At 61.7% G+C, this 23,024-nt stretch carries 24 protein-coding genes; 7 read left to right on the forward strand and 17 right to left on the reverse strand.

Features of this window, described 5'->3' with window-relative positions:
• Window positions 1-6 precede the first annotated feature (6 nt).
• From AC1D1J_RS18935 to AC1D1J_RS18960, 6 genes are read right to left on the reverse strand one after another with little or no spacing between them, the layout of a single operon-like run.
• Window positions 7-513 carry an LPS-assembly lipoprotein LptE gene (locus tag AC1D1J_RS18935; RefSeq protein WP_477687050.1) on the reverse strand — a complete coding sequence of 169 codons (507 nt, stop codon included), beginning with the start codon at window positions 511-513 and terminating at the stop codon, window positions 7-9.
• 41 nt (window positions 514-554) lie between these two features.
• Window positions 555-3,197: a leucine--tRNA ligase gene (gene leuS, locus AC1D1J_RS18940; RefSeq protein WP_477695551.1), complete on the reverse strand. Its 2,643-nt coding sequence runs from the start codon at window positions 3,195-3,197 to the stop codon at window positions 555-557.
• Window positions 3,166-3,672 (reverse strand): ExbD/TolR family protein, encoded by a 507-nt coding sequence (locus AC1D1J_RS18945; protein WP_477695552.1) that lies wholly within the window; start codon window positions 3,670-3,672, stop codon window positions 3,166-3,168. The genes leuS and AC1D1J_RS18945 overlap by 32 nt, the downstream gene beginning before the upstream one ends.
• A gap of 3 nt (window positions 3,673-3,675) precedes the next feature.
• Window positions 3,676-4,317, reverse strand: coding sequence for a MotA/TolQ/ExbB proton channel family protein (locus tag AC1D1J_RS18950; RefSeq protein WP_477668775.1), 642 nt, complete (start codon window positions 4,315-4,317; stop codon window positions 3,676-3,678).
• 40 nt (window positions 4,318-4,357) lie between these two features.
• A complete protein-coding gene (dapB, locus tag AC1D1J_RS18955) occupies window positions 4,358-5,200 on the reverse strand; it encodes a 4-hydroxy-tetrahydrodipicolinate reductase (protein WP_477695553.1) in 843 nt (280 codons plus the stop codon).
• A complete protein-coding gene (locus AC1D1J_RS18960) occupies window positions 5,197-5,772 on the reverse strand; it encodes an outer membrane protein assembly factor BamE (protein WP_477695634.1) in 576 nt (191 codons plus the stop codon). The genes dapB and AC1D1J_RS18960 overlap by 4 nt, the downstream gene beginning before the upstream one ends.
• Before the next feature lie 127 nt (window positions 5,773-5,899).
• On the opposite strand from AC1D1J_RS18960, the gene fur reads away from it, so the two are divergent.
• Window positions 5,900-6,352, forward strand: a complete 453-nt coding sequence (gene fur, locus AC1D1J_RS18965; RefSeq protein ID WP_457281494.1) for a ferric iron uptake transcriptional regulator — start codon at window positions 5,900-5,902, stop codon at window positions 6,350-6,352.
• 202 nt (window positions 6,353-6,554) lie between these two features.
• On the opposite strand, the gene hprK is transcribed toward fur, so the two are convergent.
• Complete coding sequence (gene hprK, locus AC1D1J_RS18970) at window positions 6,555-7,505, reverse strand: HPr(Ser) kinase/phosphatase (RefSeq protein WP_457281495.1); 951 nt, start codon at window positions 7,503-7,505, stop codon at window positions 6,555-6,557.
• A gap of 68 nt (window positions 7,506-7,573) precedes the next feature.
• Window positions 7,574-8,047, reverse strand: coding sequence for a PTS sugar transporter subunit IIA (locus tag AC1D1J_RS18975; protein WP_457281496.1), 474 nt, complete (start codon window positions 8,045-8,047; stop codon window positions 7,574-7,576).
• On the opposite strand from AC1D1J_RS18975, the gene AC1D1J_RS18980 reads away from it, so the two are divergent.
• The gene (locus tag AC1D1J_RS18980) at window positions 7,937-8,230 is read left to right on the forward strand and encodes a hypothetical protein (RefSeq protein WP_477687168.1); all 294 of its coding nucleotides are present in this window, start codon (window positions 7,937-7,939) and stop codon (window positions 8,228-8,230) included. The genes AC1D1J_RS18975 and AC1D1J_RS18980 overlap by 111 nt on opposite strands.
• A gap of 57 nt (window positions 8,231-8,287) precedes the next feature.
• On the opposite strand, the gene hpf is transcribed toward AC1D1J_RS18980, so the two are convergent.
• Window positions 8,288-8,617 carry a ribosome hibernation-promoting factor, HPF/YfiA family gene (hpf, locus tag AC1D1J_RS18985; RefSeq protein WP_007872838.1) on the reverse strand — a complete coding sequence of 110 codons (330 nt, stop codon included), beginning with the start codon at window positions 8,615-8,617 and terminating at the stop codon, window positions 8,288-8,290.
• 141 nt (window positions 8,618-8,758) lie between these two features.
• On the opposite strand from hpf, the gene AC1D1J_RS18990 reads away from it, so the two are divergent.
• The 3 genes from AC1D1J_RS18990 to corA all read left to right on the forward strand — a co-directional run bounded on the left by AC1D1J_RS18990 (window position 8,759) and on the right by corA (window position 11,526).
• Window positions 8,759-8,881, forward strand: a complete 123-nt coding sequence (locus tag AC1D1J_RS18990; RefSeq protein WP_477687045.1) for a hypothetical protein — start codon at window positions 8,759-8,761, stop codon at window positions 8,879-8,881.
• A gap of 197 nt (window positions 8,882-9,078) precedes the next feature.
• Window positions 9,079-10,293, forward strand: a complete 1,215-nt coding sequence (locus tag AC1D1J_RS18995) for a patatin-like phospholipase family protein (RefSeq protein ID WP_477687044.1) — start codon at window positions 9,079-9,081, stop codon at window positions 10,291-10,293.
• A gap of 243 nt (window positions 10,294-10,536) precedes the next feature.
• Entirely contained in the window at window positions 10,537-11,526 is a 990-nt protein-coding gene (corA, locus tag AC1D1J_RS19000; protein WP_457281498.1) for a magnesium/cobalt transporter CorA, read from the forward strand.
• Window positions 11,527-11,633: 107 nt separating this feature from the next.
• On the opposite strand, the gene AC1D1J_RS19005 is transcribed toward corA, so the two are convergent.
• The 7 genes from AC1D1J_RS19005 to AC1D1J_RS19035 all read right to left on the reverse strand — a co-directional run bounded on the left by AC1D1J_RS19005 (window position 11,634) and on the right by AC1D1J_RS19035 (window position 19,671).
• Window positions 11,634-12,392, reverse strand: a complete 759-nt coding sequence (locus tag AC1D1J_RS19005; protein WP_477695554.1) for a 5'-methylthioadenosine/adenosylhomocysteine nucleosidase — start codon at window positions 12,390-12,392, stop codon at window positions 11,634-11,636.
• A gap of 110 nt (window positions 12,393-12,502) precedes the next feature.
• A complete protein-coding gene (locus AC1D1J_RS19010; protein ID WP_477695555.1) occupies window positions 12,503-14,191 on the reverse strand; it encodes a long-chain-fatty-acid--CoA ligase in 1,689 nt (562 codons plus the stop codon).
• A gap of 165 nt (window positions 14,192-14,356) precedes the next feature.
• The gene (locus AC1D1J_RS19015; protein ID WP_477666437.1) at window positions 14,357-15,781 is read right to left on the reverse strand and encodes an NAD(P)(+) transhydrogenase (Re/Si-specific) subunit beta; all 1,425 of its coding nucleotides are present in this window, start codon (window positions 15,779-15,781) and stop codon (window positions 14,357-14,359) included.
• Entirely contained in the window at window positions 15,778-16,104 is a 327-nt protein-coding gene (locus AC1D1J_RS19020; RefSeq protein WP_477687041.1) for an NAD(P) transhydrogenase subunit alpha part 2, read from the reverse strand. Before AC1D1J_RS19020 ends, AC1D1J_RS19015 begins: the two co-directional genes overlap by 4 nt.
• 5 nt (window positions 16,105-16,109) lie before the next feature.
• Complete coding sequence (locus AC1D1J_RS19025; protein ID WP_477695556.1) at window positions 16,110-16,769, reverse strand: hypothetical protein; 660 nt, start codon at window positions 16,767-16,769, stop codon at window positions 16,110-16,112.
• Window positions 16,766-17,881, reverse strand: coding sequence for a Re/Si-specific NAD(P)(+) transhydrogenase subunit alpha (locus AC1D1J_RS19030; protein WP_477695557.1), 1,116 nt, complete (start codon window positions 17,879-17,881; stop codon window positions 16,766-16,768). Before AC1D1J_RS19030 ends, AC1D1J_RS19025 begins: the two co-directional genes overlap by 4 nt.
• A 254-nt stretch (window positions 17,882-18,135) precedes the next feature.
• Window positions 18,136-19,671 carry a CoA-acylating methylmalonate-semialdehyde dehydrogenase gene (locus AC1D1J_RS19035; RefSeq protein ID WP_477695558.1) on the reverse strand — a complete coding sequence of 512 codons (1,536 nt, stop codon included), beginning with the start codon at window positions 19,669-19,671 and terminating at the stop codon, window positions 18,136-18,138.
• Between the two features lie 138 nt (window positions 19,672-19,809).
• Between AC1D1J_RS19035 and AC1D1J_RS19040 the strand changes: the two genes are divergently transcribed.
• Both AC1D1J_RS19040 and AC1D1J_RS19045 read left to right on the forward strand, forming a co-directional pair.
• A complete protein-coding gene (locus tag AC1D1J_RS19040) occupies window positions 19,810-20,811 on the forward strand; it encodes a LysR family transcriptional regulator (RefSeq protein WP_477695559.1) in 1,002 nt (333 codons plus the stop codon).
• 8 nt (window positions 20,812-20,819) lie between these two features.
• Complete coding sequence (locus tag AC1D1J_RS19045; protein ID WP_477695560.1) at window positions 20,820-21,335, forward strand: NUDIX hydrolase; 516 nt, start codon at window positions 20,820-20,822, stop codon at window positions 21,333-21,335.
• A gap of 73 nt (window positions 21,336-21,408) precedes the next feature.
• Here the strand turns inward: AC1D1J_RS19045 and AC1D1J_RS19050 are convergent, their stop codons facing one another.
• Window positions 21,409-23,010: an OpgD/OpgG family glucan biosynthesis protein gene (locus AC1D1J_RS19050; RefSeq protein WP_477695561.1), complete on the reverse strand. Its 1,602-nt coding sequence runs from the start codon at window positions 23,008-23,010 to the stop codon at window positions 21,409-21,411.
• Window positions 23,011-23,024: the final 14 nt, after the last annotated feature.

The following is a 23,024-nucleotide window of genomic DNA, read 5'->3' on the forward strand; positions in this document are numbered from 1 at the left end:
GGGGCTTCAGAGTTCCGTCACCGCCGCCAGGCGGCGCATGATCTGCTGGACGACATCGCTTTGCATATCGCGGTACAGCAGGGCTTCTTCGGCCTCCTTTGCCAATACCGCCGACTCATTGAAGCTGATGTCGCGCTGCTGCATGATTTCAGTGTCGGGGATGAGTTCCTTGCCCGCCAGGGTACGCAGCTTGAAGCGAAAGCGCAGGCGCAGCTGAAACTCGCGCACCTGGCCCGAGGCATTGCGGCTCAGGATAACTTTTTCGCGCTGATCGCCCAGTGCATCGAGGATGACTTGCGCCTCATTGATCCTGCGGGCCTCGGTGATCACCTCCACTTTGCGCGTCGCCTGCAGTGAGCGCCTGAGTTCCACCCCCAGCGGCGAAGTCTCGGCCAAGCCCGAATAAAGCGTAGTGAAGGCAAAGGTGGGCGCCTTGCGCAGTGCGAAGCCGCATCCGCTCAAGGTCAGTGCGGCGGCTGAGGCCGACAGTGTGAGGAATGCGCGACGCTGCATGGCTTGCTTTCTGTGTGTTTTTTTGAAGCGGTCTCAATGACCTAAATGACGATGTTGACCAGCCGGCCTGGCACCACGATCACCTTCTTGGCGGGCGCACCCGCAGCCTGTTTGGTGAAAGCCTCCGACGCCAGCGCGGCGGCCTCGATGGTGGCCTTGTCGGCGCCGGCGGGAACAGTGACGGAGCCGCGCAGCTTGCCGTTGACCTGGAGCACCAGCTCGATCTCATCCTGCTGCAGGGCGCTGGCGTCCACTTCAGGCCATGGGGCGTCGAGCAGCCCGCCGTGCTGCGCAGCGTAGCCCAACTGCGACCAGAGCGCATGCGCCAGGTGCGGCGTGGCCGGGTACAGGCAGCGCAGCAGGATGCCAAAGCCTTCGTGCAGCGCCGCAGTGGCACCGGCCGACGAGGCGCCCTTAAAGTCTTCCATCGCGTTGAGCAATTTCATGTTGCCCGACACCACGGTGTTGTATTGCATGCGCTGGTAGTCGTAGTCGATCTGCTTCAGTACGGTGTGGATCTCCAGGCGAAGCGCCTTGGTTTCCTTGTCAAATGAGGCTGTAGCGCCCGATGACTGTGCGCCACCAGCTCCTGAATTCATAGCATGAAGCTTGACACCGAAATTCCAGACACGGCGCAGGAAGCGGTAGGAGCCCTCGAGCGCCGCATCGTTCCACTCCAGCGTGGTGTCGGGCGGCGCAGTGAACATGGTGTAGAGCCGGGCGGTGTCCGCGCCGTACTTTTCGATCAGGTCCTGCGGGTCGACGCCGTTGTTCTTGGACTTGGACATCGTGGTCCAGCCCTCGTAAGGCACGGGCAAGCCGTCGGCCTTGGAAGTGGCGGAGATCACCCTGGCGTGCTCGTCGCGCACGATATCGAGCTCATGCGCCCAGAAATACTGCTTGCCGGTGGTCACGCGCGAGAAGGCCTCGTTGAGCACCATGCCTTGCGTGAGCAGCTTGGTGAAAGGCTCGTCGACCTTCACCAGGCCCAGGTCACGCATCACCTTGGTCCAGAAGCGGGCGTAAAGCAAATGCAGGATGGCGTGCTCGATGCCGCCGATGTACTGGTCCATCGGCATCCAGTAGTTGGCGCCTTCGGCCACCATCTTGTCGCCGTTCTTCGGGTCGCAGTAGCGCATGAAGTACCAGGACGAATCGACAAAGGTGTCCATGGTGTCGGTCTCGCGGCGGCCGGGTTTGCCGCAGACAGGGCAGACCACACCGGCATGAAAGCCCGCGTGCTTGTGCAGCGGGTTGCCTGATCCGTCGGGCACGCAGTCTTGCGGCAGCACCACGGGCAGGTCTTTTTCAGGCACCGGCACCGCGCCGTGCTCCTCGCAATGGATGATGGGGATGGGGGTGCCCCAATAGCGCTGGCGGCTCACGCCCCAATCGCGCAGGCGCCAGGTGGTTTTTTTCTCGCCCAGTCCCTTGGCCGCCAGATCGGCGGCCACGGCATCGACTGCGGCCTTGCAGCCCAGGCCGTCGTATTTGCCCGAATTGATGGTGACCCCCTGCTGCTTGTCGCCGTACCAGTCGGCCCAGGCATCCAGGCTGTAGGTCTGGCCCTTGACGTCGACCACTTGCTTGATCGGCAGCTTGTATTTTTTGGCGAACTCAAAATCGCGTTCGTCATGCGCGGGCACGCCCATCACGGCGCCGTCACCGTAGCTCATGAGCACGTAGTTGCCGACCCAGACTTCGACCTTGTCGCCGGTGAGCGGATGGGTGACGAAGAGGGCCGTGGGCACGCCTTTTTTCTCCTGCGTGGCGAGCTCGGCTTCGGTCGTGCCGCCGGCCTTGCATTCTTCAATGAAAGCGGCAATTTTGGGATTGGCTGCGGCGGCGTGCTGCGCCAGCGGATGCTCAGGCGCCACGGCGCAGAAGGTCACGCCCATGATGGTGTCGGCACGCGTGGTGAAGACGTACATCTTTCCATCGCCGATCAGCTTGCCGGCGGCATCCTGGATGTCGTGCGTAAAGGCAAAGCGCACGCCTTCGCTCTTGCCGATCCAGTTTTCCTGCATCAGCTTGACGCGCTCGGGCCAGCCGGGCAGCTTGTGGCTGACGCTATCAAGCAGTTCGTCAGCGTATTGGGTGATCTTGAGGTAGTAGCCGGGGATCTCGCGCTTTTCCACCACGGCGCCGGTGCGCCAGCCCTTGCCGTCAATCACCTGCTCATTGGCCAGCACAGTCTGGTCGACCGGGTCCCAGTTCACGACCTGGGTCTTGCGGTAGGCAATGCCTTTTTCGAGCATCTTCAAAAAGAGCCACTGGTTCCACTTGTAGTAGCTCGCATCGCAGGTGGCCACTTCGCGGCTCCAGTCGATGGCCAGCCCCATCGCCTGCATCTGCTTTTTCATGTAGGCGATGTTGTCGTAGGTCCACTTCGCCGGCGGCACGCCGTTTTTCATGGCGGCATTTTCGGCCGGCAAGCCGAAGGCGTCCCAGCCCATGGGCATCAACACGTTGTAGCCCTTCATGCGCAGGTGGCGCGTGAGCATGTCGTTGATGGTGTAGTTGCGCACATGGCCCATGTGCAGCTTGCCGCTGGGGTAGGGCAGCATGGAGCAGGCGTAGTATTTCTTGCGGCTGGCGTCTTCCGTCACGCGGTAAGCGTCGGCAGCGGTCCAGTGGGCTTGAGCGTCGCGCTCAACGTCGAGGTGGTTGTATTTGTCTTGCATGGAGAACCGGGAAGGCGAAAACGGGATAACAAAATGGAGGCCGTGAAAGGCGCGTGGCCCCGCCATGCGGGGCTGCCACAAAGCCGATGCGGTTGAGCCCGGCTTTTTGCGCCACGCCCATGACTTCCACGACTTTCCCGTAAGGCACGGCTTCATCGGCGCGCAACTGCACTTCGGTGTCGGGATTCTGGCCGGCAGTTTCCGCCAACCGGCGGGCCAGCTCATCCAGGCCCAGGGGCTTGTCATTCAGGAAAGCCTGGCCGGCCCTGTCGACCACCAGGGTGACGAATTTCGGCACATCTGCCGGCTTGGCCGCCTCGGTTTTCGGCAAATCGAGCCGGATGGTGCTGGCCAGCAGCGGAGCTGTAATGATGAAAATGACCACCAGCACCAGCATCACGTCGACCAGCGGCGTGACGTTGATGTCACTCATGGGCTGCGGGCCCTGGGTACGTTCGAGGCGGCCGAAAGCCATTAGCTAGCCCTTATGTGCGAGTAACTCGCGCAAATCGCGTGCAAAGCCTTCGAGGTCGGCCTCGATACGGCCGACGCGACGGCCGAAAATGTTGTACGCCAGCACGGCCGGAATCGCTACCGCCAGGCCTGCCGCCGTCATGATGAGCGCTTCGCCGACGGGGCCGGAGACTTTGTCGATGGTGATCTGGCCGGCTGAAGCGATGCCGACAAGCGCGTGATAAATGCCCCAGACCGTACCCAGCAGCCCCACAAAGGGTGCGGTAGAACCGACGGTAGCCAGCAGCACCTGGCCGAACTGCAGCTTGTCCAGGATGTCATGAAGGGCGTCGCGCAACACGCGGGTGAGTTGCTGGGACTTGTCGCCCGCCGACGCCAGCGTACCGCCGGCCTGGATGTCCGTGGCAACAATGAGAGGCAACACCAGCGCCTCGCGGTCGAAGGCGGCAACTTTCTCCCGGGCTTGTTCTACAGAGGTCGACTGCCAGAAAGCAGCGGTGCTGCGTGCCACGTCTTTGGCGGCACGCTGAAGCAGCCAGGCCTTCCACAGGATCACGACCCAACTCGCGACCGACATGGCCAACAGCAAGGCCGCCACCAGCTGGCTGACGATGCCGCCCTGGGTCATCAGGCTGAAGAAGTCCATCAGGTTAAAGCCTCCGAAACTGCCGTGGCCGGCACCGCATTCATTTTTTCAGGCCCAGCACGTCAAACATGTCAAAAAGACCGCTGGCGTGCGAATCGAGGAAGCGCGCGGCACGCAAGCTGCCCTGGGCATAGTTGGCCCTGCTGGATGACTTGTGGGAAATTTCGATACGCTCGCCGGTGCCCAAAAACATCACGGTGTGATCACCCACCACGTCGCCGCCGCGCACGGCCGCAAAACCGATGGTCGACGGGTCGCGCTCGCCCGTCACGCCTTCGCGGGCATACACGGCGCAATCCCTGAGATCGCGGCCCAGCGCACCGGCAATCACTTCACCCATCTTGAGTGCGGTGCCGGACGGCGCATCTACCTTGTGGCGGTGATGCGCCTCGACGATTTCGATGTCATAGCCGGTAGACAGGGCCTGAGCCGCCATCTCGAGCAGCTTGAGCGTGACGTTGACGCCTACGCTCATGTTCGGAGCCATGACGATGGCGATGTCTTTGGCCGCAGCAGCTATCTCGGCTTTCTGCGCGTCGGAAAATCCGGTGGTACCGATGACCAGCTTGACGCCCAGCTCGCGGCAAGCCGCCAGATGGGCCAGCGTGCCTTCGGGACGCGTGAAATCGATCAGTACGCCGGAATCTTTCAGGCCCTGCCGAAGATCGGCATTGATCAGGACGCCGCTCATGCGTCCCGAAAACGCGGCGGCATCGCTGCCGATGGCGGGACTGGAAGCCACATCGAGCGCACCGGTCAGCTGGCAGTCGGCACTGGCGCCGACGGCCTCAATCAGCATCTGGCCCATGCGGCCGCTGGCGCCCGCTACCGCGACCCGGTGCCGTCTGGCCTGGGTCGCCTGGATTGAGCCGGCCCCGCTCACTGTTTCGGGCTTTCGAGCGGCGGATAGGAGGCAGACGGAGAGCCCGCCGGTGCACTGGTGGGCGCCGAAGTGGCCGCTGCCGGAATGGCTTTGACCTTTGTGGAAGCCTTGGTGAGCTGCTCTTCGGTGGCTTCCAGCACGGGCACATCGCCCAGTTTGCGTCGGTTGCCCAGTTTGGCAATGAATTCGGTTTCGCTCGGCATGGCGTCGCCTTCAAAGCGCTCCAGCTGGTCACCCTTGAAAAACACGGTGTATTTGTACGACTGGGGCTCCACGCCCTGGCGCTTCAGCGTAAAGACGTAGTCCCAGCGGTCGCCATGAAACAGGCTGGCCATCAGGGGCGTTCCCATGATGGCCTTGACCTGTTCACGCGTCATTCCGGGGCGAAGCAGCTCAACTTGCTCCCTGGAAACAAAATTGCCCTGAATGACGTCCACCTTGTAGGGCGTGACCCAGTTGACCGGGTTGATCGAACTGCTGCTCATATTGCTCAGGCTGCTGCAGGACGCCAGCACCGTGCAGGCCAGGAGCAGGAAAGCGGTTTTGGCGCTGTAACGATGATTTGCAGGCATGGCTGACATAGTGAGGGGGTGTAGCGATATGATCGTTCATTGTAGCGGCTGGGGGCCCCCGGCCGGCACCTGCCCAGAAGGGTCGCACCACCGCTTTACACAGCGGTTTCACCCAGAGAGTTTTCCCATGAGCAACATCGACGAACTGAAAAACACCGGCCTCAAGGCAACCCTGCCACGCCTGAAAATCCTGGAGATCTTCCAGGCGGGTAAACAGCGCCACATGACAGCCGAAGATGTGTTCCGGGTGCTGCTGGAAGACCGCTCGGACATTGGCCTGGCCACGGTCTACCGGGTACTGACCCAGTTCGAGCAGGCCGGACTGCTGAACCGCAGCAATTTCGAATCGGGCAAAGCGGTCTATGAGATCAACGAAGGCCAGCACCACGACCACCTGGTCTGCCTCGATTGCGGCAAGGTCGAGGAGTTCTACGACGCCGAGATCGAAAAACGCCAGAATGCCGTCGCCAAAGCCAAGGGCTTCACCATTGCCGATCATTCACTGTCGATCTACGCCAACTGCACCAAGGACAAGTGCCCCAACCGCAACGGCGCGCCGGTACGGCATCATCACGCCTGAATTCAAATCAAAAAGGCCCACAGCCCTTTATTGACGCGCGCAAGCAGCTATTGATTCGATAGCAAATAAAAACTGCGGCGTAGAAGGTGTGAAGAAACCGTAGCGAGCAGCCCGAGGTTGCATCGAGGACCGGAGCCGTACTTGCGTACGGCGAGGACCGCAGGTGCAAGATCGGGTTGCGCAGTAGGTTTATTCGCGCCTTCTAGTCGTCCTGTTCCATGGCGCGGCGGTGCCGCTCCACGAAATCCTGGTAGGTATTGATGCCGCGCAGCTGCAGGATCGCATTGCGCACGGCGGCCTCGACCAGCACGGCGATATTGCGGCCGGCTTCCACCTGGATGATGACCTTGCGCACCGGGATGCCCAGCACGTCCTGCGTCAGCGGTTCGTACGGAATGCGTTCGTAATCGCGCTCCAGCGTCTCGCGGCGCACCAGGTGCACGATCATTTTCAGGCGCATCTTGCGGCGCACCGCCGTCTCGCCAAAAATGGCCTTGATGTCGAGCAGGCCGATGCCGCGTACTTCCAGCAGGTTCTGCAGCAGTTCCGGGCAGCGTCCTTCAATCGTGGTCTGGTTGATCCGGTACAGGTCTACCGCATCGTCGGCCACCAGGCCGTGTCCGCGCGAAATCAGTTCCAGCCCCAGTTCGCTTTTGCCCAGGCCGGATTCACCGGTGATCATGACCCCCAGGCCCAGGATGTCCATGAACACGCCATGCATGGAAGTACGGTCGGCAAAATGCTTGGACAGATAGGCCCTGAGCACGTCAATCACGAAAGCCGCCGATTCGGGTGTGGCGAACATCGGCAACTGGGCGCGTTCGCACATGGACAGCAGCGTGTCCGGCGCAGTCTGGCCGTCGGCGACGATCAGCACCGGCGGCTCCAGCGTGATGATGCGGGAAATGCGCCGGGCGCAGTCCTCAGGGCTGGCATTCGTGAGGTAAGCAACCTCGCGTTCGCCCAGGATCTGCACGCGGTAGGGATGAATGTAGTTGAGGTAGCCGACCAGGTCAGCACCGGAGCGTGCAGCCCGCACGGCAACTTCGTCAAAACGCCGCTCGGAGGCCCCGAGGCCGGCAACCCATTCCCATTTCAGGGCGGCGCGGTGGTCTTCAAATAAAACGTCAGCGCTGACAACGGTGGGCTTCATGCGGCCTTGTACTTTTCCTGTTCAAGACCCTGCCGGGCCGGACAGCGTGCAACCGTGCAACACCACATCTAGGAACTGACTTCGTGGACGGAGTGCCAGGAAGCAATCAGGTTGTGCAGCGCAGCGGCATCGGTGCTGGTCTTGAGTTGCTCGCGCAGGGAGCTGTCGCTGAGCAATTCGGCAATTTCCGAAAGAATTTCGAGGTGCTTTTGAGTGGCTGCCTCAGGAACCAGCAGAAAAATCAGCAGTGCCACGGCCTGTTCGTCCGGCGCATCGAAGCCAATAGGCGCCTGCAACAGAAAAACGGCCGCCATGGGGGCCTTGAGGCCCTTGATCCGGCCGTGCGGAATCGCCACGCCATGGCCAAGCCCGGTGGAGCCCAGGCGTTCGCGGGCGAACAGGCTGTCCGTGATCAATGCGCGGTTCAGGCCATGTTGGTTCTCAAACAGCAGACCGGCTTCCTCGAAAGCGCGTTTCTTGCTGGTTGCTTCAACGCTGACCAGAACCTGGGAGGGGGGCAAAATTTGCGAAAGACGGTTCATAACAATCTTTTAGTCGCCGAATTATGCACTTTGCAGCGGGTTGACCGCAAAAAAGGCATTAAAAAGCCGCTTGGCGCCACAAGCGGCTTCGGCGTCTGGTTTGGCGCGCCTGCAGATGCCCTGCAAATTCGCCGCGACAGAAAACGTGCAATGCAGGTTTTTCCGTCTGCACGCCACCGGTGAATGCGGCCCTTCGAGGAGAAGCCGCGCACTCTAAAAAGGGACAGCCCGAAAAGACCCTCAGGCCTGGCGCTTGGCAGCAACGTGGTGGTGATCCTGGGTTCTGGTTTTGTAACGCCCAACCTGACGGTCCAGCTTGTCTGTCAATTCATCAACTGCGGCGTAAAGATCAGCGTGGGAGCTCTCGGCAAACAGGTCGCGGCCCTTGACATGCACATTGCATTCGGCCCGCTGGCGTCTTTCCTTTTCTTTCATGTTGTCCACTGTCAACAGGACTTTTACGTCTACTACCTGGTCGAAATGCCGGGTAATCCGATCCAGCTTGCTTGTCACATAACCGCGTAGCGCGGGGGTAACTTCAAGATGGTGGCCGCTGATCGTCAAGTTCATAAAGAGACTCCTTTTTCCAAGGTTGGAGCTGGGTTGAAAACACTGCCGGGCCCTGGCGGGCGGGGCAGCGGACGGGGACACTCTCTTGGATTCACTATGCGCCCGATGCCCCGCAATTGCAACCTTGCGCCGCAATAAATAATGAAACCTTATGAAAAACCCCTTGACCCCATTTCACTGCATGCGCTGCGTGCTGGCGTGCCGCCCTGGCAGCGCCTGAAGGCCTTTGATTTTTCTGGCTTTTTACCAAGTCAAGCCGTGTAGCGACCAAGCCAGCGGACTTGCAGGAAGTCTTTCGCGGCGGCATCATGCTGACACAATTGCCCGCAGCCGGCCCGGCCCATCAATGAGGCAATGGCAAAGACTGAAACAGCACCCCATGGCGAAAAAACCATAACACCAGCCGATCAAGCTCATGCCCCGCCCGCTTTCACCACGTCCGCCGCATACCCGGCCCGGCCATGTCGCTTGAGACCATCATTTCTTCTGCGTTAACCCGCCCTGACGAGGCGCAAAATGCCCTTGTCCTCATGGGCGGCGGCGCACGCACGGCCTACCAGGCGGGAGTGCTTCACGCCCTGTCAACCATGCTCAGCGTGCAGGGCGGTGCGGCCGACCCGAAATTCCCGTTCAAAATCCTGGTGGGCACGTCAGCCGGTGCGTTGAACGCGGCCTTCCTGGCAAGCCATGCGGGTGAAGGCTTGCAGGCGTTCGGCCGATTGGCCAATTTCTGGACCACATTGCGCTCATCGCAGGTTTACCAGCTCAAGGTTCCCGCGTGGATCCGCTCAAGCCGCATTGCGGCGGCGCTGTTTTTGTCGCAGCAGGTGCGGGCGCAACAATCCCTGCTGGACAACACACCGCTGGTCGACACCTTGCACCATGCCATTTCGCTGGGCCATATCGAGCAGGCGCTGCAGGATAAAACCCTTCACGCGCTGGCCATCACGGCCTCCAGCTACAGCAGCGGCGTGCACTGGACGTTTTGCCAGATGGCCGCCAGCCGCCACGCCGATCTCTGGAGCCGGCCAGGGCGGCGTGCAGACTTCCAGCCCGTCACCATCGAACACCTGATGGCTTCCAGCGCCATCCCCTTCCTGTTTCCCTCCACGCCGCTCTGGGTGGACGGCCACCGCGAGTTCTTTGGCGATGGTTCCATGCGCCAGAGCTCCCCGCTCTCACCCGCCCTGCACCTTGGGGCCAGCAAGGTGCTGGTGATCGGCGTGGGGCAACCCGAACGCGCCGGTTTCGTCGGCAGCAACGGGCCGAACGTGAGCGGCCGGCCCACGCTGGGCGCCATTGCCGGCCATGCCATGGCCAGTGTGTTTCAGGACACGCTGCAGGCCGACGTGGAGCAGGCTCAGCGCGTGAGCAAAACCGTGCGGCAGATGCCGCGCGAAATCGCGGCTGTCATGCCCTACCGGCCCGTTGACGTGCTGGCGATTGCTCCGTCGCAGTCGCTCGACGCGCTGGCGCAAGCCCACGCCGGCGAATTACCGCGGGGGACCTACAACGCGCTGGCCGGCCTGGGTGCGCTGGGCGCCAAAGGCAGTCCGGGAGGCGCAGCACTGGCCAGCTACCTGCTTTTCGAGCCGGGGTTTGTCAAGGCGCTGATGGCGCTGGGCGAACAGGACGCTTACGCGCGGAAGAACGAGCTCATCGAGTTTTTTATGTAGCGCAAGCGGTGGATAAACCAGGTGTGAAATGCCATAATCGCCGCTTATTCATTACGGAGAAATCCTTGGAAAGCAGCCCTAGTTGCTAGCTTTCAACACCGCAGACTGACGCCAGGCTTGCAAAGGCTCACGTTGAAAAGGGGGTTGAAAGCGATGCCATATCCCACCGCCCTTTTACCGCGCTTTCGCGCAAGGCCTGAGCGTTCGCCTTGTGCCGGCCCCTGAACCGATAGGCAGTCAGTCATGCTCAATATTTTCACGCTGGCCAACGGCCGGCTTTTCCAGGAAGAAATCGAATCCCTGGAAGAACTCTCCAAATTCCAGCCCATCTGGGTGGATCTGGAGTCTCCCACCCTCGAAGAAAAACGCTGGATCAAGCAGTACTACGGGTTGTCCATTCCGGAAGACGCGATGGACGAGGACATTGAAGAGTCCGCGCGCTTCTACGAGGAAGACAACGGCGAGCTGCACATCCGCTCCGACTTCCTGATTGCCGACGACGAAGAGCCGCGCACCGTGCGGGTGGCATTCATCCTGAATCTGGTCAACGACGACCTCAAGAGCAAGGGTGTGCTGTTTTCCATCCACGACGAGGACGTGCCGGTGTTTCGCCTGCTGCGGATGCGCGCGCGCCGCGCCCCGGGGCTGATCGAGGATGCCAAGGAGGTGCTGCTCAAGCTGTTTGATGCCGACGCCGAATATTCCGCCGACACCCTGGAAGGCGTTTATGTCGAACTCGAAAAAGTCAGCGCGCAGGTGTTGTCGGGCGACGTGACCGATGCCCTGGCCGGTGAAGTGCTGGGCGCCATTGCCCGCCACGAAGACCTGAACGGCCGCATCCGCCGCAACATGATGGACACACGCCGCGCCGTCAGCTTCATGATGCGCAGCAAGATGCTCAATGCCGAGCAGTTCGAGGAAGCGCGGCAGATTCTGCGCGACATCGACTCGCTTGATTCGCACACCGCGTTTCTCTTTGACAAGATCAACTTCCTGATGGACGCCACGGTCGGCTTTATCAACATCAACCAGAACAAGATCATCAAGATCTTCTCGGTGGCCAGCGTCGCCCTGCTGCCGCCCACGCTGATCGCCAGCGTGTACGGCATGAACTTCAAGGGCTACTTCCCCGAACTGGAATGGGCATATGGCTACCCATATGCACTGGGACTGATGATTGCCAGCGCGGTGGTGCCCATGTGGTACTTCAGGAAGCGTGGTTGGCTGCAATAAGGTCGGCTGCCGCGTTCTGGATCGTTTTGGGCGCTGAATTTTGCATCAAATCGGCCTGTAACCCAATAAAGACGAGCGCGAGCAGCTATTAAATAGATAGCAATCGCTCAGGCGGAAATCGTCGGCAGCAACTTTTCAACAATGGCGCGCGCGTAGACGCTGGCCACTTCCGCCACAAATGCCGGAAAGTCCACGTGCGCGGTGTCGTCGGCGCGGTCGGAAATCGTTCTCACCGACGCAAACGCCACGCCGTAGTCATGGCAGACCTGCGCCACGGCGGCGCCCTCCATCTCGACCGCCAGCGGCGTGTGGCCTGCTGCAATCAGCGCTGCACGGATACCGTCGGCTTCCTGCGCACCGCAGACAAAACGGTCGCCGCTGATCATCAGCCCGCGGTGGACGCGCGCAGACGGATACGCCGGCACCGTACCGGCAGCCAGCGCCGCCGTGTGCAATAACGCCGTCAAAGCCGCGTTGCTTTCAAAAACCGTCTTGCCATACAGCGGCACCTCATACCGGGGAAACAGCGGTGAGGCGTCCATGTCATGCTGCACAAAACTGTCGGCCACCACCACATCGCCTACATTCACGCTTTCGCCCAGCCCGCCGGCCACACCGGTGAAAACAATTCGGCCGACCTTGAAGTGCTCGATCAGCGCCACCGCCGTGGTGGTTGCCGCCACCTTGCCGATGCGCGCGAGTACCAGCGCGACCGGGTGCCCGTGCAGGGCACCAAGCCAGAACTCGCGGCCAGCGTGCTTCACCTGCCGCGCGTTTTCCAGCAGGTCAATCAGGCCGGACTGCTCTTCAGCAAGGGCGCTGAGGATGGCGGTGGGTGCGCGGGGGAAGGTGTCAACGGAAGTCATGGCCTGATTTTGCCTGCGCTTTCAACACCGGGAACGCAGAAAAAAGGGCAGCTTGCGCTGCCCTCTAGAAAACCTGCCGCGCAAGCGCGGCGAGCTCTGAAACTTGCCGTTTATTTCTTGTCGCGCAGTTCGCGGCGCAGTATCTTGCCGACCGGCGTCTTGGGCAGGTCGGTGCGGAACTCCACCACCTTGGGCTGTTTATAGCCGGTCAGGTTGGTTTTGCAATATTCGCGCACCTGGGCTTCTGTCAGGTCGGGGTTCTTTTTGACAATGACCAGCTTCACAGCTTCGCCGGATTTTTCGTCGGCAACGCCCACACAGGCGCATTCCATCACACCGTCGAGCTTGGAGACCACGTCTTCGATCTCGTTCGGGTAGACGTTGAAGCCGCTCACCAGAATCATGTCTTTCTTGCGGTCGACAATCTTGAAGAAGCCGTTTTCATCGACCACGCCGATGTCGCCTGATTTGAAGTAGCCGTCGGGTGTCATGACCTTGGCGGTTTCATCCGGGCGCTGCCAGTAGCCGGCCATGACCTGCGGGCCTTTGATGGCGATCTCGCCGGGCTGGCCTTGCGGCACTTCGTTGCCGTCATCGTCAAGCAGCTTGAACCAGGTGCCGGGGATCGGCACGCCGATGGTGCCGGTAAAGGCCTTGCTGTTGGTCGGATTGCAGCTGGCAGACGGCGAGGTCTCCGACAGGCCATAGCCTTCGCAGACCGGGCAGCCGGTTTTTTCAAGCCACAGCTTGGCGACCGAACTCGTGACCGCCATGCCGCCGCCCAGCGAAATCTTCAGGTGCGACCAGTCGACCGTGTTGAAGTCGGGGTGGTTGGCCAGGCCGTTGAAGAGCGTGTTGACCGCGGGGAAGCTGTTGATCTTGTGCTTGGAGAGCTCCTTGAGCACGGCGGGCAGGTCCCTCGGATTGGGGATCAGGATGTTTTTGCTGCCGGTGCGCATACCCAGCATCATGTTCACGGTGAACGCGAAGATGTGATACAGCGGCAGCGCGCAGACATACGTGAGCTGCTCGCCGGCCGGCAGGGCCGCCATGGCCGGGCTGTTCCAGGCTTCGGACTGCAGCACATTGGCGATCACGTTGCGGTGCAGCAGCACGGCGCCCTTGGAGACACCGGTGGTGCCGCCGGTGTATTGCAGCACGGCCACATCGTCGGGTTTGATGTCGGGCCGCTTGAGCGTCAGGCGCGTGCCCTGCGCCACAGCGTCGTTAAAACGCACGGCACCGGGCAAGTTGAAGGCCGGCACCATCTTCTTGACGTTGCGCACCACATAGTTGACGAGTGCGCCCTTGAGCATGCCCAGCTGGTCGCCCATGGCGCACAACACCACGTGCTTGACGGGCGTGGCGGCAATGCACTGCTCGAGCGTGTTGGCGAAGTTTTCGATGATGACAATCGCCTTCGAACCGGAGTCTTTGAGCTGATGCTCCAGTTCGCGCGGCGTGTACAGCGGGTTCACATTGACCACCACATAGCCGGCGCGCAGGATGGCGGCCACGGCCACCGGATACTGCGGCACGTTGGGCATCATGATGGCAATGCGGTCACCCTTGGCCAGGCCCAGGCTTTGCAGGTAGGCGCCGAAGGCGAGCGACAGGCTGTCGGTCTGGCCGAAGGTCACGTCCTTGCCCATGAAGCTGTAGGCGACGCGGCTGCCGTGTTTCTTGAAGCTTTCCTCCATCAATGCGACCAGCGACGGGTACTGGGACGCGTCGATATCGGTAGGAACGCCCGGCGGATAGGCTTTGAGCCATGGGCGGTCAAGGGTCGCTGCATTCATGTTTGTCTTCTCCATTACGTGTTGCTTACTGCCATGGATTCTCATGGCGTGCCCTCTTCGTGGCTATTGCGTTTTCCCTAGGAAACCCGGGAAATCAGGAGGGAAAGCTCTCTAAAACGGTAGAGGCCCGCGGCGTGCGCCGCGGGAAAACCCGGCAGCTGGCGATTACTCGATGGCCTTGCCCATGTCTTCGATCACCTTTTTGGCGTCTCCGAACACCATCATGGTCTTGTCCATGTAGAAGAGTTCGTTGTCCAGGCCCGCGTAGCCAGCCGCCATGGAACGCTTGTTGACAATGACCGTCTTGGCCTTGTAGGCCTCCAGGATGGGCATGCCGTAGATGGCGCTGCCCTTGACGTGCGCAGCGGGGTTCACCACGTCGTTGGCGCCCAGGATGATGGCGACGTCGGCCTGGCCGAACTCGGCGTTGATGTCTTCCATTTCATGCACCTGGTCGTAAGGCACTTCGGCCTCGGCCAGCAAGACGTTCATGTGGCCGGGCATGCGACCTGCCACCGGGTGAATCGCGTACTTGACGTTGACGCCCCTGTCGATGAGCTTTTGCGCCAGTTCCTTGACCGAGTGCTGGGCGCGCGCCACCGCCAGGCCGTAGCCGGGCACGATGATCACGGTCTCCGCATTGCCCAGGATGAAGGCAGCGTCGTCGGCAGAGCCCGACTTGACGGGGCGCTGCTCTTTGGCGCCGGTGGCGGCCGTGCCGGCCTCACCGCCGAAGCCCCCCAGGATCACGTTGAAGAAGGAGCGGTTCATCGCCTTGCACATGATGTACGAGAGGATGGCGCCCGACGAGCCGACCAGCGAGCCGGCAATGATCAGCATGGAATTGTTGAGCGAAAAACCGATACCGGCCGCTGCCCAGCCCGAGTAGCTGTTGAGCATGGACACCACCACCGGCATGTCGGCGCCGCCGATCGGGATGATGATCAGCACGCCCATGACGAAACTCAGCGCCAGCATCGCGAAAAAAGCTGGCCAGCTGCCCGTGAACATGAATACCAGCCCCAGGCCGATGGTGATGAGGCCCAGCACCAGGTTCAGCTTGTGCTGGCCTGCAAACTGGACCGGCGCGCCCTGGAACAGGCGGAACTTGTAAGTGCCCGACAATTTGCCGAAAGCGATCACCGAGCCGCTGAAGGTGATGGCGCCGATGGCCGCACCGAGGAACAGCTCCAGCCGGTTGCCGGTGGGGATGGGGCTGCCTTTAGGGGCGATGCCAAACGCGTAGGGCTCGGCAACCGCAGCGACGGCGATAAAGACCGCGGCCAGGCCGATCATGCTGTGGAAAAAAGCCACCAGCTCGGGCATCTTGGTCATTTCGACCGTCTTGGCGCGCCAGGCACCATAGCCCCCGCCGACCACCAGACCCAACAGAACGTAACCCATGCCCAGGGCTTTGCCCCCTGAAATTTCAACGATCAGCGCTGCCGTCGTCAGCATGGCAATCGCCATGCCGACCATGCCGAACAGGTTGCCGCGGATCGAGCTGGTGGGGTGTGACAGGCCTTTGAGCGCCTGGATGAAGCAAACGGAGGCCACCAGGTACAGCAGCGTGACGAGGTTCATGCTCATTTGGTGGCTCCTTCAGCGGGCGCTGCAACTTTCTTTTCTTTCTTGCGGAACATCTCCAGCATCCGGCGCGTCACCAGGAAGCCGCCGAAGATGTTGACCGCCGCCAGCGCCACGGCCAGCACGCCCATGGTTTTGCCCAGCGGCGTTTCAGTCAGCGCGGCCGCGAGCATCGCGCCCACGATCACGATGGCCGAAATCGCATTGGTTACTGCCATCAGCGGCGTGTGCAGGGCCGGCGTGACGGTCCACACCACGTGGTAACCCACGTAGATGGCCAGTACAAAAATAATCAGGTTGATGATGGTGGGGGAGACGATGTCCATATGCGTTACTTGATGGTGTTGAGTAATTGAAGCGGGAGTTCACCGCCCAGTGACAGGGTGGAGTCGTAAACTGCCTTTTGCAGCGATTCGCCGAAGGTAACCAGCTCCTGCTCGCTCGCATCCGCGCCTGAAGCCGTTTTGAATGGCGAGTTCTTGAACAGGTAGACCTTCAGATAGGTGCCCCCGCTCAAGCCGCTCCAGGTGCGAATAAGCTGGCCTTTTTCAAATTTCAGGTTTTCTTCTTTAACTGCGCTGGCAGCCTGCGGGGAAACCTGTTCCAGGTATTTTTTGTCAGAGTAGCGGGCATTGACCACCAGGCATCTCGTATCGCGGGGGCTCTGGTTCGAACCATAGTCGTTGGTGAAATAGTTCTCCCTCGAGGCAGGGCACTTCATGGTGAGCCACTTGAGAGTGGTGCGATGGCCGCCGGTCGTGCTCTCGATCACCAGCAGCATATTGCCCGCTTCGCTCACAAAAGTGCTGCCCTGCATCGGAATATTTTGTTTGGTCCCGCTGTCCACCGAAAGCCCCTTGAGCTCATACGTCGCCAGTTGCCTCCAGCCCTTGGGCAAATCCTTGATCTCCGTGCGCCCTACCGATTGCGCGAATATGCCTTGCGAGGCAAAAGCCGCCAGCAGCACCAGCAGACGAACAACCGGCTTCATTTGCGCTTGACCTCGCCGCCCTGCGTCATCAGGCAAGCCGCGACGATGTCATCTTCCAGGTCGACATTGAGCGTGCCTTCCTTGGTAATGATGAGCTTGAGGAAGTCGAGCAGGTTGCGGGCATAGAGCGCGCTGGCATCCGCCGCGACGAGGGCCGGCACGTTGGTCTGGCCGATCAGCGTCACGCCGTGCTTGACCACCGTCTTGCCGGGTTCGGTCAGCGGGCAGTTGCCGCCTTGCGGTGCGGCCAGGTCGACGATCACGCTGCCGGGCTTCATGGCCTTGACCATGTCTTCGGTGACCAGCACGGGCGCCGGGCGGCCCGGGATCAGCGCTGTGGTGATGACCACGTCGGCTTGCGCCACGCGCTTGGCGACTTCGGCTTTTTGCCGCTCGAGCCAGCTCGGCGGCATGGGTTTGGCATAGCCGCCCACACCGACTGCGGCTTCGCGCTCTTCGTCAGTCTCGTAGGGCACATCGATGAATTTACCGCCCAACGATTCGACCTGCTCTTTGACACTCGGGCGCACGTCGCTGGCTTCAATCACCGCGCCCAGGCGCTTGGCGGTAGCAATGGCCTGCAGGCCGGCCACGCCCACGCCCAGGATCACCACTCGCGCGGCCTTGACCGTGCCGGCCGCCGTCATCAGCATGGGAAAGAAGCGCTGGTATTCGGCAGCAGCCATCATCACTGCCTTGTAGCCGGCGATATTGGCTTGCGACGAGAGCACGTCCATGCTTTGCGCACGGCTGGTGCGCGGCGCGGCCTCCAGCGCGAAGGACGTCAGCTTGGCCGCAGCCAGGCGCTGCAGCCCAGTGGCATCAAAAGGATTGAGCATGCCGACCAGCACACCGCCGGCTTTGGCCAGGCCCATTTCACTGTCCAGCGGGCAGCGGACCTTGAGCACAATATCAGCGCCATAAGCGCCCGCCGCGTCGGTGATCTCTGCGCCGATCGCCGTGTAGGCCTCATCGGGAACGCTGGCAGCCACCCCGGCGCCGGACTGCACACGGACGGTATGCCCTTGTGCCTTGAGCTTTTTGGCCGTTTCAGGCGTGATGGCGACGCGTGTTTCTCCGGCCGTGATTTCGGCGGGTACCCCAATGAGCATGGGTCTCTCCTCAGTACGTTGGTGTTGGTTTGGTTGACGTCAGCCCGCAGGCGGGCTTGCGCGCGATCTGTCTCGGTGTCTTTGTCTGCGTATCCGCTTTTGTACCTGTCATGAAGCTTACATGAGATTCCTGCAATTTTTTGTCAGGGCAGTCTACAGTTTTTGACCCGAGTCAAGCCACGCAATAAAAAAAGCCCCGCGCACCAATACATGGCGGTTGGGGCCGGTCTGCCTTGATGGCTGGCGTGCTATTTCTATTTGGCGGTCGGCATCACGAACTCGGCGCCCTTGCCGATGCTCTCGGGCCAGCGCTGCATGATGGACTTTTGTTTGGTATAGAAGCGTACGCCCTCTTCGCCATAGGCGTGCATGTCGCCAAAGAGGCTCTTTTTCCAGCCACCGAAGCCATGCCAGGCCATGGGCACCGGGATCGGCACGTTGATGCCCACCATGCCAACCTGGATGCGGCGGCTGAATTCACGCGCCACATGGCCGTCGCGGGTAAAGCAGCTCACGCCATTGCCGAACTCATGGGCGTTGATGAGGTCCACCGCTTCGGCGAAGTCCTTGACGCGCACGCAGCCCAGCACCGGGCCAAAAATCTCTTCTTTATAGATGCGCATGTCGGGCGTGACGTGGTCAAACAGCGTGCCACCCATCCAGAAGCCCTTGCCGCAACCCGGACCGGCCTTGGCGCCCGTGAAGGTGCGGCCGTCCACCAGCAGTTTGGCGCCCTCCTTCACGCCAGTGTCGATATAGCCGGTAATGCGTTGGTGCGCGGCCGATGTGACGATGGGGCCCATTTCAGCGTCAAGCTCCACACCGTTTTTGATCACCAGTGTTTTGGCGCGCGCTTCCAGCATGGGAATGAGTTTTTCGGCCACATTGCCGACCAGCACAGCCACAGAGATCGCCATGCAGCGTTCGCCGGCCGAGCCGTACCCCGCGCCGACCAATGCGTCCACTGCCTGCTCCAGGTCGGCGTCGGGCATGACCACCATGTGGTTCTTCGCGCCGCCCAGGGCCTGCACGCGCTTGCCGTGGCGTGCGCCGGTTTCGTAGATGTAGTTCGCGATCGGTGTGGAGCCAACAAAGGACACGGCCTTCACGTCCGGGTGCACCAGCAGGGCGTCGACCGCCTCTTTATCGCCCTGCACCACGTTGAAGACGCCGTCGGGCAAGCCGGCTTGCTTGAGCAGGTCGGCCATGAAAAGGCTGGGGCTGGGGTCGATGGGACTGGGTTTGAGCACAAAGCAGTTGCCCGCCGCAATCGCCACCGGGAACATCCACATGGGCACCATCACCGGGAAATTGAAGGGCGTGATGCCAGCCACCACACCCAGCGGCTGGCGCAGCGTCCAGTTGTCGATGCCGGTGGAAACCTGGTCAGTGAAGTCGCCCTTGAGCAGTTGCGGAATGCCGCAGGCGAATTCCACGATGTCGATGCCGCGCGAAACCTCACCCTGGGCGTCGGTGAACACCTTGCCGTGCTCGGCGGTGATCATGTGGGCCAGCTTGTCCTTGTTCAGGTTGAGCAGTTCCAGGAACTTGAACAGCACACGCGCGCGGCGCAGCGGCGGTGTGTCAGCCCAGGCGGGAAATGCGGCCTGGGCTGACGCCACGGCGGCATCGACCTCGGCCGTGCTGGCAAGCGCGACATGACCCGACACGGCGCCCGTTGCAGGGTTAAAAACCTCCTGGCTACGCCCGGAAGACGGCGCGGCGACACGGCCATTCAGGTAGTGGCCGATGGTGGCTTGTGAAGCGGAGGCAGCGGGGGATAAAGACATTTGCAATCCTTGAAAAGTACGGCGCCGGGCCGGCGGTGTGGGTTTAACCGCAGTCTAGGGCTGCGCAGCCGAATTGATAATGCCCTGTTTTGTGATTACATTGTTCATATTTCTGAACAATAGGCCATCTCGACCTCCATGTCTTCCGACCAGTTATCGCCCCTCGTCGCCGACCTTCACCTGCTGACCATCCTGGCGGCTACACGCAGTTTTACCGAAGCGGCGCGCCGCCTCGGGATGTCCAAGGCCTCGGCCAGCATGCGCATCAGTGAGCTGGAGCGCTCCGCCGGCGTGACGCTGGTGCGGCGCACCACACGCTCCGTAGGCCTGACGGAAGCCGGCCAGCAACTGGTCAACGACATGCAGCCGGCGTTTAACCGCATCAGCGAAAGCTATTCCGCCGTGAAGGACCTGGTGGGAACCCCGCGCGGGCTGATCCGCGTGACAGCACCTGTCGCGCTGGGGCGCCAGCACCTGGCGCCCTGCGTGGCTGCCTTCCTCAAACGCTATCCCGAAATCCATATCGAACTGGAACTCACCGACCGCTTTGTCAACCTTGCCAATGAGGGCTTCGACCTGGCGATACGTCACACGAATGCGCCGCCCGACACCCATGTGGCCTGGGTGCTCTGCGAAACGCGCTCCATCCTGCTGGCCAGCCCCGGATACCTGGCGCGCCGCGGCGTGCCTGCGCAGCCGTCAGACCTGGCCGCGCACGACTGCCTGCTCTACCTGGGCAACCACAACACCGCGAGCTGGACCTTCGTGCGCAGCGGCAAACGCAAATCCCGCGAGCAGGTTGGCGTGAACATCACGGGCACACTGAAGGCCAACAACAGCGAAGTGCTGCGCGAAGCGCTGGTGGCGGGCCTGGGCATCGGCCTGCTGCCGGATTTCAGTGCACCCGCGGGTGGCAGCGCGGCGCCGTCGACGTCGCCGCTCGTGCAGGTGCTGCCTGAGTGGCAGGTGCAGGGATTTTTCGGCGAGCGCATTTACGCCCTCAGGCCCTGGTCGCAGCAAGTGCCCAAGGCGGTGCAATGCCTGGTGGCACATTTGCGCGAGAGTTTCGCTGCCGGATTTCCGGCCGGCCAACACACCTGGCCGGCCGGTCAAGACCCCGGTCATCAAGGCCACGGATAATCCGGCGCATGATTAAACGATGGAAGCCCAGCGTCACGGTCGCTGCGGTGATTGAAAAAAAGACGGGCGGCGTCTCCAGGTTCCTGCTGGTCGAAGAGGAAACGCGGGACGGCCTGAAGCTCAACAACCCCGCCGGCCACCTGGATCCCGGTGAAAGTCCCTTTGAGGGTTGCGTGCGCGAAACGCTGGAAGAAACCGCCTTCCATTTCACGCCCACCGCCATTGTGGGTGTCTATCTCTCCCGCTTTGAGCGGGCCCTCATCGGGCAGGAAGAATCCGAAGACATCACCTACCTGCGCTTTGCGTTCTGCGGCGAACTGGGCGAGCACGTGGCGGGCCAGGCGCTGGATGAAGGCATTGTGCGCACGGTCTGGCTGACGGCCGACGAAATAAGAGCGAGCGCTCACATGCACCGAAGCCCCCTATTGTTGACCTGCATGGAAGATTACCTGGCAGGCAGGCGCTTCCCGCTTGATCTGGTGACCACGGATGCCAGCGTGCATACCCCGCTGAGCCAGAAGTAGGAAGCACCGCAGCCGTGGATGATTTGGCGGCGCCAACCGGAACCCCCTTTCCCGCTTGCGGCCAGCGCCGGCCTCAATAAAGAATTCGTTGCGCCACGGGCGGCGGCGTCCACTGGTACAACCAGGTTTCCGTCAATGACTGGCCGTCGACCTGCAAATGCATGCGCAGGTTGATGGGTGCCACGCTGTCTCCGTCGGGGCGCACGTCGAACATGGCGCGCCACCCCTTGATGGCGTCCAGTGGCCGGGCCGACGTCAATTCAATCGTGCCGCGCGAAGCGGTAACCACGGCTTTGACCTGGGCCCCGGGGTTCAGTAACGAAAAATCGCCGCCGGCAAAATCAACCGCAAACCGCCAGGTGAAGGCCGTGCGCTTTTTCCCGACCACGCCGCCCAGGCCGGTACGTGTGGCCACGCAGCGCGCCAGCGGCGTTTGCACGGCGGGCGGCTGGCCCCCCCAGTGCAGCCGGTAGGAAAACAGCAACTCCTGTCCTGCCTGCGGCTTGTCCCTGGGGTTCCAGAAGGCCACGATGTTGTCAAAGGTTTCATCCACGGTCGGGATTTCCACCAGCTGTATCGCGCCCGCACCCCAGCCCGCCTTGGGCTCAACCCACAGGCTCGGGCGTTTTTCATAGAACACGCCGTCGTCCTGGTAGTGGTCAAAGTTGCGGTCGCGCTGCATCAGGCCAAAGCCGCGCGGGTTCTCGTCCTGGAAGGCGTTGAACTGCAATTGCGCCGGGTTGGTCAAGGGGCGCCATAGCCATTCGCCCGTGCCGCTGTGCATGGCCAGACCGTCGGTGTCGTGGATTTCGCCGCGCCAGTCCCAGCCCATGCGTTTGTCGTTTTCGCCTGTCTGGAACATGCTGGTGCACGGCGCGATGCCCATGCGGTCAATGGTTTTGCGCGGATACAGCGCCACGTCCAGGTCCATGATCTGCGTGTCCCCCGGCGTGATCACAAAGCGGTAGGCGCCGCTGACACTCGGCGAATCCAGCAGGGCGTAGACGGTCAGTGAGGCCGCTTTCGGGTCCGGCTTTTCGAGCCAGTAGCCGATGAAATCCGGAAACTCTTCCGGGAAAGTTTGCGCCGTGTCGATGGCCAGGCCCCGCGCCGACTGGCCGTACTGCCATTCACCGCCTACCGCGCGAAAGTAGCTTGCGCCAAGGAAGGCCGCCACGTCACGCACCGGATCGGTGTGGAAATTCAGCCGGAAGCCGGCAAAACCGAGATCGGCGGGAAGCTTGTCGCCCCGCACGCCGCTTTTCCCGTAATCAAACATGGCCGGGTCATAGGCCAGCTCCTGTGCCTGGCCGTTGCTCACTTCGTGCATGCGCACCGGCGTCTTGAAGTACAGGCCGAGGTGGAAAAACTTCGCAACGAAACGCAGCTTGTCATCGCCCCACAAGGCATGGTCGTCCCGAAAGCGTATGGCTTGGTGCTGGTCCCAGGTCAAATCCGAAATACCGGCCGGCAATGCCACCGACCGGGGCCGGTAGGGCTTGCCCGACAGATCGCGCGCCTGGCCCTTGAGCACCGCGTAGTCGAAGGGTTGGGCCTTGCCCACGGGTTTGAGGCCCGCGGCCTGGGCCAGTGACGAAAGCCATGGCAGACCGGTGGCGATACCGGCGGCCGTGATGGCCTGCCCGGTGCGGGAAAGAAATTGACGTCGTTGCAAAGTGGCAGCTCCTG

This window comes from Polaromonas sp. P1_F8, assembly GCF_056405635.1.